Origin of the sequence: Achromobacter sp. JD417 (assembly GCF_041879325.1) — a bacterium.
Lineage (GTDB): Bacteria > Pseudomonadota > Gammaproteobacteria > Burkholderiales > Burkholderiaceae_B > Achromobacter > Achromobacter mucicolens.
The window spans coordinates 126,871-139,022 of sequence record NZ_CP087159.1 but is presented as its reverse complement, the minus strand read 5'-3'; the positions used below and the strand labels follow the sequence as shown (position 1 = coordinate 139,022).

Annotated in this window: 12 protein-coding genes; 9 read left to right on the top strand and 3 right to left on the bottom strand. The window is 66.7% G+C overall.

Features of this window, described 5'->3' with window-relative positions; genetic code table 11:
- Nucleotides 1-137: 137 nt before the first annotated feature.
- Complete coding sequence (locus tag LN047_RS00655) at nt 138-1,466, bottom strand: amidase (protein ID WP_373980916.1); 1,329 nt, start codon at nt 1,464-1,466, stop codon at nt 138-140.
- Nucleotides 1,467-1,785: 319 nt separating this feature from the next.
- Here LN047_RS00655 and LN047_RS00650 point away from each other — a divergent pair, with 319 nt between their 5' ends.
- The 6 genes from LN047_RS00650 to LN047_RS00625 all read left to right on the top strand — a co-directional run bounded on the left by LN047_RS00650 (nt 1,786) and on the right by LN047_RS00625 (nt 7,831).
- Nucleotides 1,786-2,799 (top strand): LacI family DNA-binding transcriptional regulator, encoded by a 1,014-nt coding sequence (locus tag LN047_RS00650; RefSeq protein ID WP_056327747.1) that lies wholly within the window; start codon nt 1,786-1,788, stop codon nt 2,797-2,799.
- A gap of 46 nt (nt 2,800-2,845) precedes the next feature.
- Nucleotides 2,846-3,643: a phosphodiesterase gene (locus tag LN047_RS00645; protein WP_373980915.1), complete on the top strand. Its 798-nt coding sequence runs from the start codon at nt 2,846-2,848 to the stop codon at nt 3,641-3,643.
- Nucleotides 3,644-3,758: 115 nt separating this feature from the next.
- A complete protein-coding gene (locus tag LN047_RS00640) occupies nt 3,759-4,814 on the top strand; it encodes an ABC transporter ATP-binding protein (RefSeq protein ID WP_152383116.1) in 1,056 nt (351 codons plus the stop codon).
- A 33-nt stretch (nt 4,815-4,847) separates the two neighbouring features.
- Nucleotides 4,848-6,143, top strand: a complete 1,296-nt coding sequence (locus LN047_RS00635) for an ABC transporter substrate-binding protein (protein ID WP_128829723.1) — start codon at nt 4,848-4,850, stop codon at nt 6,141-6,143.
- Between the two features lie 15 nt (nt 6,144-6,158).
- Nucleotides 6,159-7,034 carry a carbohydrate ABC transporter permease gene (locus tag LN047_RS00630; protein WP_062840145.1) on the top strand — a complete coding sequence of 292 codons (876 nt, stop codon included), beginning with the start codon at nt 6,159-6,161 and terminating at the stop codon, nt 7,032-7,034.
- On the top strand, nt 7,031-7,831 hold the full coding sequence (locus tag LN047_RS00625) for a carbohydrate ABC transporter permease (RefSeq protein ID WP_056327742.1): 801 nt from the start codon (nt 7,031-7,033) through the stop codon (nt 7,829-7,831). Before LN047_RS00630 ends, LN047_RS00625 begins: the two co-directional genes overlap by 4 nt.
- Nucleotides 7,832-7,902: 71 nt before the next feature.
- Here LN047_RS00625 and LN047_RS00620 read toward each other — a convergent pair whose 3' ends face one another.
- Both LN047_RS00620 and LN047_RS00615 read right to left on the bottom strand, forming a co-directional pair.
- Complete coding sequence (locus LN047_RS00620) at nt 7,903-8,220, bottom strand: hypothetical protein (protein WP_056327741.1); 318 nt, start codon at nt 8,218-8,220, stop codon at nt 7,903-7,905.
- Nucleotides 8,221-8,301: 81 nt separating this feature from the next.
- The gene (locus LN047_RS00615) at nt 8,302-8,649 is read right to left on the bottom strand and encodes a DUF1840 domain-containing protein (RefSeq protein WP_056327740.1); all 348 of its coding nucleotides are present in this window, start codon (nt 8,647-8,649) and stop codon (nt 8,302-8,304) included.
- A 269-nt stretch (nt 8,650-8,918) separates the two neighbouring features.
- Between LN047_RS00615 and argS the strand changes: the two genes are divergently transcribed.
- The 3 genes from argS to LN047_RS00600 all read left to right on the top strand — a co-directional run bounded on the left by argS (nt 8,919) and on the right by LN047_RS00600 (nt 12,042).
- Entirely contained in the window at nt 8,919-10,604 is a 1,686-nt protein-coding gene (gene argS, locus LN047_RS00610; protein WP_056327739.1) for an arginine--tRNA ligase, read from the top strand.
- 9 nt (nt 10,605-10,613) lie between these two features.
- On the top strand, nt 10,614-11,330 hold the full coding sequence (locus LN047_RS00605) for an SPOR domain-containing protein (RefSeq protein ID WP_217618943.1): 717 nt from the start codon (nt 10,614-10,616) through the stop codon (nt 11,328-11,330).
- Between the two features lie 79 nt (nt 11,331-11,409).
- Entirely contained in the window at nt 11,410-12,042 is a 633-nt protein-coding gene (locus LN047_RS00600) for a thiol:disulfide interchange protein DsbA/DsbL (protein ID WP_056327737.1), read from the top strand.
- Nucleotides 12,043-12,152 lie beyond the last annotated feature (110 nt).

The window sequence follows — 12,152 nt, the reverse complement described above, 5'->3', positions numbered from 1 at the left end:
AAGGTGAAGCACGGTGTGGCAGGGTGTCTGACACCCTTGGGAGGCCGGCTTCGGTGTAGGGCGGTGTCTGACACCCTTGGGAGGCCGGCTTGGCATGACGAGGATTCGCCAGGGTGTCAGACACCCATCCGCAGCATTCAGCCGCGCGGCCACATGTCCGACGCGCCGATGTCCGGCGCCGTGGCGGCCAGCAGGCGCGCGTGGATCCACGCGCCGATGGCAAGCAGGCGATGGTCTTCATGGCGCGCGCCGACCAGTTGCAATCCCACCGGCAGACCCTGCGGGCCGGTGGCAAACGGCAGGTTCAGGCAAGGCAGGCCAAACAGCGTCCACGCGCGCGAGAACTGCGGATCACCCGTGCCGAGGTCGGCGAAGGGCGCCTCGCCGCTGGCGCTGGGCGCAAGCAGCACGTCGTACTGCTGGAACCACGTATCGACCCGCGCACGCGATTCGGCTGCGCGCGCCAGGTTCTTGATGTGCTGTTCGGCGCTGATCTGCGCGCCGGACTCCAGGATCGCCTGCAGTTTGGAACTCAGCTGCGCGGCATGCTCCAGCCGTTCATAGGCAAGCGCCTGCGAGGCCTCGAACGCCATGATGTCCGAATGCAGTTGCACCAGCACGCAATGCTCCGGCGGCAGCGGCACTTCCTCGACCTTGGCGCCAGCGCGCGACAGGATCGCCGCGGCCTGCGCGAACGCCTCCTTGGTTTCGGGCTGCGCGTGACGCCACTGCAAGCTGCGGTACATGCCCACGCGCGGCGCGTCGTGATAGGACAGGTCCAGCACGCGGGGATCGCGCATCAGGACCGACGAGAACAGCGCCACGTCCTCCACGGACCGCGCAAAGCCGCCCAGGGTGTCCAGCGATTCGGCCAGGCTCTTCACGCCCGCGCGCGGGATCCGTCCAAAGGTGGGCTTGAAGCCGACGACGCCGCAGTAGGAGGCCGGCCGGATGATGGAACCGGCCGTCTGCGACCCCAGTGCGAAGGGCACCATGTCGTCCGCCACGGCAGCCGCCGAGCCGCTGGACGAGCCGCCGGGCGTGTAGGCCTCGTTGCGCGGATTGCGCGTGGGACCGGCCTGGTAGGTCGCGAATTCGGTGGTGACGGTCTTGCCGATGACGAGGGCGCCGGCGCCGCGGCACAGCGCCACCGAGGCGGCGTCCAGGCCCGGACGGTGCCGGTCGTAAATGGGGGACCCGTAGCGGGTAGGCAGATCGACGGTGTCGAACAGGTCTTTCACGCCGATGGGCAGGCCGTGCAGCGGGCCGCGCAACGCGCCCTTGTCGAGGGCTTCGGCCTGGTCGAGCGCAGCCTGTTTTTGCAGGGCCGTCCAGGCATGGACGGTGCTTTCGCGCTGTTCGATGCGCGCAAAGCAGGCGCGCACCAATTGCACTGCGGTCAATTCGCGCCGTTGCAGCTTGTGCGCGGCTTGGACCGCGCCCAGTCTGTTCAAGGCAATAGACATGATTCTTTCCTCTTTGCCGGTGCCGCGACAAGCGCGGATGATCCTTCGCACCCGGTCCCCTTGACCGAGGGTATGCCGGACATGCCCACCGCCCATTCAAGCCAGCGCCATGCCCGCACACACCGACCCTGCCATTGTGCGCTTCGCGTCAGTCAATTGGGAAAAACACCGAAACGCCGGGTTTTCCGCGAAAACACGCGCCGCGCCGTGGCTTTGTGTTGTTGCGTTCGCACCAGCATAGCGCAAACCCGTGCAATACAAAGGTCATATTCCTCAAGTAAGATGAAATCGTTTTCAGCAAACTTGCAGCGATTCATTCATGGCCACGCGCCCGTCGCCCCGCTTTTCCATCATCGAAGTGGCTCGCAAGGCAGGCGTCTCGCCGGCGACGGTGTCGCGCGCGTTCAACCAGCCCGAGATCGTGCACCCCGACACGCTGGCGCACATCCGCAACATCGCCAAGCGCGCGGGCTTCCGTCCCAACCGCGTCGGCCGCAGCCTGCGTTCGGGCAGCACCCGCACCATCGGGCTGATCCTGCCCACGCTGTCCAATCCCGTGTTTGCGGAGTGCTTTGAAGGCGCGGAGCGGCGCGCTCGCGAATCGGGCTACAGCGTCATGCTGACCGCCACCGGCTACGACCCCGCCGTGGAATCGGCCGCGGTGCAGGGACTGATCGACCATCAGGTCGATGGCCTCATCCTGACCGTGGCTGACGTGGGCAAAAGCGCCACCCTGGACGATCTGGACCGCAGCGGCATTCCCTATGTGCTGGTCTACAACGAATCGAACGACCATCCCTTTGCTTCCGTCGACAATCGCGCCGCGGCAAGCGACATGGTCGCGCATCTGGCGGCGATGGGGCACAAGCGCATCGCGCTGGTGACCGGCCCGCTGACCGCATCGGACCGCGCCCGCCGCCGCCTGATGGGCGCACGCGCCAGCGCCAAGAAGCTGGGCCTGGATGCAATCCAGCATATCTCCATGAGTTCGCATACCGGTAGCGACGTGGACGCGCTGAAGGCCGCGTTGCGCGGCAAGCAGGCGCCCACGGCGCTTTTCTGCTCGAACGACCTGCTGGCCACCGCCGTCATCGCCGATCTGGTGGGGCTGGGGCTGTCCGTGCCGGCCGACATCTCGGTGTGCGGCTTTGACGGCATGCGCTTTGGCGCCCTGCTGACGCCGCCGCTGACCACCGTCGCGCAGCCCAGCGACGGCATCGGGCAGACGGCCTGCTCCAACCTGCTGGCGCAGATTCATGGCCAGCCGCCGCAATCGAACCGCCTGCCGCACTGCATCGTCGTGGGCGGCACCGCGGCGTCCGTGCGCCGCTAGGCGCAGCCTGCTCAACAATCCAACCATTTCCAGATTTCCACGCGCCATGCTCATCGCTCAGATCACCGACCTTCACATGCGCACCCCGGGAGACAAGGCCTACGGCGTCATTGACCCCGAGGCGTTCCTGGCGCCGGCGGTTCGCGCCCTCAATGCCCTGACGCCGCGGCCCGACTGCGTGCTGATCACCGGCGACCTGACGGACCTGGGCAAGCCCATCGAATACCAGACGCTGCGCGAACACCTGCAGGCGCTGGAGATTCCGTATTTCCTGATGCCCGGCAATCACGACGATCGCGCGCAGTTGCGCGCCGCGTTTCCCGACCACGCGTACCTGCAGGACGGCGGACCGTTCGTCCAGTACGCCGTCGAGACCTATCCGCTGCGCCTGTTGGCGCTGGACACCGTCGTGCCGATGAAGAGCCACGGCGAACTGTGCCAGACGCGCCTGGACTGGCTGGCCGAACGCCTGGCCGAGCAGCCCGGCCGGCCCACGCTGGTGCTGATGCACCACCCGCCGTTCTTGACCGGCATCGAGCACATGGACGACATCGGCCTTCTGGCCGGCGCGCCGGAGCTGGAGCGCATCGTTGCCCGCTACCCCAACGTGGAGCGCGTGCTTTGCGGCCACCTGCACCGCACGATCTTCCAGCGCTTTGGCGGCACCATCGCCTCGACGTGTCCGGGCACAGCCCACCAGCTTGCGCTGGAGCTGGGTCCGCGCCCCACGCTGCAATACATCATGGAACCGCCCGGCTACCAGCTGCATTGGTGGCAGGGCGGCAATCTGGTCACGCACCACGCCGTTCTGGGGGAATACCCCGGGCCGTATCCCTTCGGCTGACGACCGGGACCAGGAAACACGCATTGCCACATATCCGTCATGTTTGCGCTGCACAATGAAAAGGTTTTCATAACAGGCAACAATGCGGATCTAACAATTAGATCTACGAGACAGCATGTCATCCATCGTTCTGGATAACCTCACCAAACAGTACGCCGGCGCGGCGGCGATTCAAGGCGTGAGCTTCACGGTTCCGGCCGGCAGCTTCACCGTCCTGCTCGGTCCGTCCGGTTGCGGCAAGTCAACGACGCTGCGCATGATCGCCGGCCTGGATACGCCCACATCGGGCAGCATCCGCATCGGCGACCGCGACGTCACGCAATTGCCGCCTGCCAAGCGGCGCATCTCCATGGTGTTCCAGTCGTACGCGTTGTTTCCGCACCTGACAGTGCGCGAGAACATCCTGTTCGGCCTGAAGGTGCGCAAGGAGCCCGCCAAGGACTTCGACCGGCGCCTGCAGCGCGTGGCCAGCCTGCTGGGCCTGACTCACCTCCTGGACCGCAAGCCGTCGCAATTGTCGGGCGGGCAGCAGCAGCGCGTGGCGCTGGGCCGCGCCGTGATCTCCGAGGCGCCGGTCTGCCTGATGGACGAACCCCTTTCCAACCTGGACGCGCAGCTGCGCCACGAAATGCGCCGCGAGATCCGCGCGCTGCAGCAGAGCCTGGGCATCACGATGGTCTACGTGACGCACGACCAGACCGAAGCCATGAGCATGGCCGATCAGGTGGTGCTGCTGCGCGGCGGCCAGATCGAACAGCACGACACGCCCGACGGCCTGTATGCGCGGCCGGCCAGCGAGTTCGCCGCGCGCTTCATCGGCACGCCGCCCATGAACCTGATCAACCTGGCGCAGCAAGCAGGCGGCACGGTGATCGCCGGCACGCAAGGCCCGGTCATCGCAAACGCCCCGGCTGGCGCCGTGAAGCTTGGCGTGCGTCCGGAACATATCCGCATCGACGGCGACGGCATCGCCGCCACCGTGGAAAGCGTGGAGTACTTCGGCGCGGACTCCATCGTGGTGTGCCGCATCGGCGACACGAGCGGCGTGGCCGTGCGGGTCGGCGGCCACCTGCGCGCCAGCGCCGGCGAGCCGCTGCGCCTGTCCTGGCCGGACGGGCAACAGCATTTCTTTGCCGCCGATTCGGCGGTCATCAACACCGACGGGCACTAGAACGAATAGCCCACACAGGAAAGGAAACACACCATGCGACGCATCGTACTCAAGACCCTGGCCGCCAGCCTGGCCGCCGCCTGCCTGTCTCTGCCTGTGCAGGCGCAGAACAAGCCCGTCGAGGTCGAGTTCTACTACCCGGTTGCCGTCGGCGGCCCGATCACCAAAATCGTTGATGACATGGTGACGGACTTCCAGAAGGAAAACCCCAACATCAAGATCAAGCCGATCTACGCCGGTTCGTACCAGGACTCCATCGCCAAGGCGCTGACCGCGCTCAAGGGCGGCACCCCGCCGCAGCTCGCGGTGCTGCTGTCCACCGACATGTTCACGCTGATCGACGAGGACGCCATCGTCCCGATCGACGGCCTGGCCAAGACCGACGCCGACAAGAAGTGGCTGGGCGGCTTCTATGACGCCTTCATGCAGAACAGCCGCACCGGCGGCCACACCTGGGGCGTGCCGTTCCAGCGTTCGACGATCGTCATGTACTACAACAAGGATCTCTTCAAGGCCGCCGGCCTGGATCCCGAAAAGCCGCCCAAGACCTGGGCCGAGCTGGTCGAATACGGCAAGAAGCTGACCAAGCAGGACGCCTCGGGCAACACCACGCAGTGGGGCATCGAGATTCCTTCGGGCGGCGCGTTCGCGTACTGGCTGTTCCAGGCGCTGACCACGCCCAACGGCGCGATCCTGATGAACGAAGCCGGCAACGAGGTCTACCTGGACAAGCCGGCCGTGGTCGAAGCGGCCCAGTTCTGGCGCGACCTGTCGGCCAAGCACAAGATCATGCCGACCGGCACGATCGACTGGGGTACCACGCCCAAGGACTTCCTGGAAAAGAAGGCCGCCATGGTGTGGACCACCACCGGCAACCTGACCAACATCCGCAAGAACGCCGACTTCCCGTTTGGCGTGGCGATGATGCCGCAGCAAAAGCGCGGCGGCAGCCCCACGGGCGGCGGCAACTTCTACATCTTCAAGAGCGGCACGCCGGAGCAGCAGGCAGCGGCGCTGAAGTTCGCGCAGTGGGCCACCACGCCCGAGCGCGCGGCCGACTGGAGCATCGCCACGGGCTACGTGGCCGTGACGCCGGCCGCCTGGGAAACCGAGAAGATGAAGAAGTACGCGCAGGAAGTGCCGGCCGCCACGGTCGCGCGCGACCAGCTGGAAGTCAGCGTGGCCGAATTCTCCACGCATGAGAACCAGCGCGTCACCAAGACCTTGAACGACGCCCTGCAGGCGGCGCTGACGGGTTCGAAGACGCCTCAGCAGGCCCTGACCGACGCGCAGCGCGAGTCCGATCGCATACTGCGTTCCTACAAGTAACCGACCCCAAGCACGATGAGCCGCTCTTTAAATGCGCTTTATGGCTGGCTGCTTCTGCTGCCAGCCATCGTGCTGCTCGCCGCCTTCACGCATTACCCGGCGGTGGCGACGCTCTGGCACAGCTTTTTCTCCACGCCCAAGGGTGCGCGCCCGGCCCGCTTCGTCGGGCTGGAGAACTACGCCGTCATGCGCGACGATCCGGTGTTCTGGCAGTCGCTCTGGAACAACCTGTGGTTCGCGCTGGGCACCATTCCCACCTCGATCGGCATCGCGCTGATCATGGCGCTGTGGGTGAACCGCAACCTTACCGGCCGCGGCTTCCTGCGCATGGCGTATTTCACGCCGACGGTGCTGCCCATGGTGGCGGTGGCCAACATCTGGCTGTTCTTCTACACGCCGCAATACGGGCTGATCGCGCAGGTGATGGGCTGGTTCGGATCGCCCGGTCCCAACTGGCTGGGCAACCGCGAGACCGCGCTGCCCGCCCTGATGCTGGTGACCGTGTGGAAGGAATCCGGCTTTTTCATGATCTTCTATCTGGCGGCGTTGCAGACGGTGTCGCCGTCGCTGCGTGAAGCGGCCATGCTGGAAGGCGCATCGCGCTGGCAGTACTTCCGGCGTGTGCTGTGGCCGCTCTTGATGCCGACGACGCTTTTCGTGCTGATCAACGCACTGATCAACGCGTTCCGGCTGGTCGACCATGTGGTGGTGATGACGCGCGGCGGCCCCGACAACGCCAGCACGCTGCTTCTCTACTACATCTACCAGGTGGGATTCAGCTTCTGGGACACGGCCTACGCCGCGACCCTGACCGTCGTGTTGCTGGTGGTGCTGGCGCTGACCGCGCTGATCAAGTTCCGCTGGCTGGACCGCAGGACGCACTACCAATGAAAGACAAGCTCGATACCCTGGGCGCCTGGGCGCTGGGCCTGTTGTGGATCCTGCCGCTGGCGTACGCCATGTGGGCGGCCTTCCATCCGCCCGCCTACGCAACGCGTTTTGACCTTTTTGCGCCGCTGACGCTGGACAACTTCGTGCGTGCCTGGAATGCGGCGCCGTTTCCGCGCTACTTCCTGAACACGTTCGTGCTGGTCACGATGGTGCTGGCCGCGCAGCTCGTGCTGTCGACGCTGGCCGGCTACGCGTTTGCGCGCTTCGAGTTCCGCGGCCGCGACTTCGTCTTCATGCTGGTGCTGCTGCAGCTGATGATCATGCCGGACGTGCTGCTGGTGGAGAACTACCGGTCGATGAGCTTGCTGGGCGTGCGCGACACGGTGTTTGCCATCGGCCTGCCGTACTTCGCGTCGGCCTTCGGCATCTTCCTGTTGCGCCAGACCTTCAAGACGGTTCCGCGCGAACTCGAGGAAGCGGCCCGCATGGAAGGCGCGAACCCGCTGCAGGTGCTCTGGAAGGTGTACGTGCCGCTCGCCAAGCCGATCTATGTGGCCTACGGGCTGGTGTCGGTCAGCCATCACTGGAACAACTTCCTGTGGCCGCTGATCATCACCAACTCGGTCGAGTCCCGGCCGCTGACGGTCGGCCTGCAGGTGTTCTCGTCCACGGACCAGGGCATCGACTGGTCCGTGATCACCGCCGCGACCCTGATGTCGGCCGCGCCGCTGCTGATCGCGTTCCTGCTGTTCCAGCGCCAGTTCGTGCAGTCGTTCATGCGGGCGGGGATCCGCTAAGGACCGCCAGCCGGATGCGCCGCAAAAAAAACCCCGCTCAGGCGGGGTTTCTCGTTGGATGGGGCGGCGTTTCAGTACCCCACAGTCAGGCCCGGCAGGTCCACCGTGATACGCGGACGCTCCAGCGCCAGCGCCAGGTGCTCGGCAAATTCGCGGGCTTCCTTTTCGTCGGTGGACAGCGTGTCGTAGCCCAGCGCGTCGGCCACACCCAGCACCTTGTCCAGCAACAGGACCTTGCCGCTGGGGCGCAGCGGCTCGCAGCCCAGGGTTTCCCAGGCGCTGTCGAACCAGTCGCGTGCATCGGCCTGGCGTTGCGGGGAGGGTTCGACGTTCGCGGACAGGTCCAGCGAACGGCGGGGGTCGAAAACGATGGTGATGTCGCTGCGCATGGGAAAAACTCCGTCAGAAGGCGTCAGGCCAACAGGGTAGGCAAAAAACGCCGGACAGATTGTCCGTCCGGCGACATATCCTTACCAGCCCCGCGACACTTCCCAGGTGACTTCGGCGCCCGCGGCTTGCGACTGGCGCATCATGTCCAGCAGCGGAAAAGCGCGTTCCTTCAGGCCCACCATGCGCGCCATCGGAGCGACGGCGGGCTTGTCGTCGTCTTCCTCGTCCTGGCCTTCGTGGGCGTGCTGGTACTCGTCGATCGCGCGTTCGATGCCGCTGATGGCCGGTCCCAGTTGCTCGACGGTGAAGACGCCGCGTTCGGGGATCTTGTCGCCGACGGACTTGCCGGCCGCCTGCAGCAGGGGCCCGGCGTGGTCGGTCAGCATCAGGACTTCGGCCACGACCTTGGAGTGAAAAGTGATCAGCATATTCTGGTCTCCCACAATGATTACCTTAGCTACGTACACTACCGCAACGTCCCCATGATGCCAACTGGCGCCCCCAAATCAACTATGATTCAGGGGTTTCCCGTGACAGCAGGCGCCGCGCCGGCCCTGATTCCGGCATGCGCGCGCCGGCTTGCCGGCCACCCGCCGGACGGCACCGTGCCCCGCGCCCGTCGGCGCGACGCGGATCGCCGGCAGGCCGCAAGCGCCGTGCCGCCATCGTCACTCACCCAGAACCACGCCAGACGCCCATGCTCCTCGAGCAACAGAAACAGCTAATCTCCCTGATCCAGGCCGCCGTCGCGCAAAGCCTGCCCGACGCCCAGCCCAACGTGCTGCTGGAGCGCCCCAAGGTTGCCGCCCACGGCGACGTCGCCACCAACGTGGCCATGCAGCTTGCCAAGCCTGCCCGACGCAATCCCCGCGAACTGGCCCAGGGCATCGTGGACGCCGTGATGGCCAATCCCGACGCCGCCGCGCTGGTCGAGAGCGCCGAAGTGGCCGGTCCCGGCTTCATCAACCTGCGCATCACCCCGGCCGCGCGCCAGGCCGTGATCGCCGCGGTGGCCCAGCAGGGCGAGGCCTACGGGCGCGCCCCGCGCCTGGGCGAAAAGATCCTGGTCGAATTCGTGTCGGCCAACCCCACAGGGCCGCTGCACGTGGGCCATGCCCGCCAGGCCGCGCTGGGCGACGCGCTGTGCCGCCTGTACGACGCCGTCGGCTGGGACGTCACCCGCGAGTTCTACTACAACGACGCCGGCAACCAGATCCAGAACCTGGCGATCAGCGTGCAGGCCCGCGCCCGCGGCCTGACCACCGATTCCCCCGACTGGCCCGAAGACGGCTACAAGGGCGACTACATCGCCGATATCGCCCGCGACTTCCAGGACGGCAAGACCATCCAGGCGTCCGACGGCGAGCCCGTCACCGCCACGGGCAACATCGACAACCTGGACGACATCCGCGCCTTCGCCGTGGCCTACCTGCGCCGCGAACAGGACCTGGACCTGCAGGCGTTCGGCCTGGCGTTCGACAACTACTACCTGGAAAGCTCGCTCTACACGTCCGGCCGCGTCGAAGCGACGGTCAAGGCGCTGATTGCCGGCGGCCACACCTACGAGGAAGGCGGCGCGCTGTGGCTGCGCACCACCGAACTGGGCACGGGCGACGACAAAGACCGCGTCATGCGTAAAAGCGAGGGCGGCTACACCTATTTCGTCCCGGACGTGGCCTATCACAAGGCCAAATGGGAGCGCGGCTTTCACCGCGCCGTGAACATCCAGGGCAGCGACCACCACGGCACCGTGGCCCGCGTGCGCGCCGGCCTGCAGGCGCTGGAAGAAGGCATCCCGAAGGATTACCCGTCGTACGTCCTGCACAAGATGGTCAAGGTCATGCGCGGCGGCGAAGAGGTCAAGATCTCCAAGCGCGCCGGCAGCTACGTGACCATGCGCGACCTGATCGACTGGGTGGGCCGCGACGCGGTGCGCTACTTCCTGATCCAGCGCCGCGCCGACACGGAATTCGTGTTCGACGTGGACCTGGCCCTGTCCAAGAGCGACGAGAATCCGGTCTATTACATCCAGTACGCCCACGCGCGCATCTGCTCGGTCATCAACAACGCCGGCATGCCGGCCGCCGACGTGGCCCAGGCTGACGCCGCGCTGCTGACCGCGCCGACCGAATTCGCGCTGATGCAGCGCCTGGCCGAATTCCCGCAGGTGGTGGCGCTGGCCGCCCAGGACCTGTCGCCGCACCACATTGCGTTCTGGCTGCGCGACTGCGCGTCCGACTTCCACGCCTGGTACAACGCCGAGCGCGTGCTGGTCGACGACACCGCCGTGAAGCTGGCCCGCCTGCGCCTGGCCGCCACCACCCGCCAGGTGCTGGCAAACGGCCTGGCGCTCTTGGGCGTTTCCGCGCCCGAGCGGATGTAACATCGGTTCATGGCCACCAAGCGCAAATCCACCCGCCGTTCCTCCGGCGAAAGCGGCAGCACCCTGTACGGGGCGCTGGCCGGTCTGCTGATCGGGCTGATCGTCGCCGCCGTCGTCGCGTTCTATGTCACCAAGGCGCCCGTTCCCTTCGTGGACCGGGCCAGCCGCCAGGGCGATACGGGCAAGCTGCCCGATCCGCGCTCGGCGCCGGACCCCAACGCGGGCCTCTATGGCCGCGACGGGGCGGCGGGCGCCCCGCCCACCGGTCCCACCGCCACCGCGCCGGCTCCGCTGCCGGGCGCAGGCGCGCCGGGCAAGGGCGACGAGACGCCCGCCAAGCTGGACGACCTGGGTGCGCTGATTGCCACGCTGCCGACTTCCCGGGCGCCGGCCGCTGCCCCGGCGGCGCCCCCCGCCACCGCGTCCGCCCCCACGCCCATCTCCAAGGCCGCCCCCACGGCCACGGCCTCGGCCAAGCCTGCCGCCCCCGCTGCCACGGGCACGTACTACCTGCAAGCGGGCGCCTTCCGCGGCGAAAACGACGCCGAATCGCTCAAGGCGCGCATCATTCTGCTGGGTCTGCCGGTCGCGGTGCAGAAGGCGGAACTGAACGGCAAGCCCATCAATCGCGTCCGCGTCGGCCCGTTTGCCCGCCTGGACGACATGAACCGGGCACGTGGCCGCCTGGGCGAGAACAAGATCGAAACCGCCGTGGTGCGCCAGTAGCGCCACGCGGCGGATCGTTTTGCATTGAACTAATCCGGCCCCGGGCCTGTCTGTAGCCTTTTATTCAGGAACCTCACCCATGCTGTCCCCCAAGCTCATCCGCATCCTGGCAGCCGCCGCGCTGACCGCCACCGCGTTCTTCAGCCCGGCCAGCCACGCGCAAGGCGCCCAGCAGTACGTGCCCATCAACCCGCCGCTGCCGTCGGACACCCCGGGCAAGGTCGAGGTCCTGGAATTCTTTGCCTATTCGTGCCCGCACTGCGCCGCCATGGAACCCATGGTGGAAGACTGGGTCAAGACCGCGCCGTCCGACGTCGTCCTCAAGCAAGTGCCGATCGCCTTCAACGCCGGCATGAAGCCGCTGCAACAGCTGTACTACACGCTGCAGGCCCTGGACCGTCCCGACCTGCACGCCAAGGTCTTCACGGCCATCCACGGCGAGCACAAGCGCCTGTTCGACAAGAAGGCCATGGGCGAGTGGATCGCCACCCAGGGCGTGGACCGCGCCAAGTTCGACTCGGTGTTCGATTCGTTCAGCGTCCAGACCCAGGTGCAGCGCGCCAACCAGCTCGCCGACGCCTACCGCATCGAAGGCACCCCGTCGTTCGCCGTGGGCGGCAAGTTCATGACCTCGCCGGTCATGGCGGGCAACAGCTACGAAGGCGCCTTGAAGCAGGTGAACGCGCTGATCCCGATGGCGCGCGCCAAGTAAGTCGCGCAAGATCCCGCGCAACCGCGGCATCGCAAACGCCCCGAGCCTCTCCGGCCGGGGCGTTTTCATTCAGGCTTCGTTCAGCCGCGTCTCCAGGGGGACGGGCTACA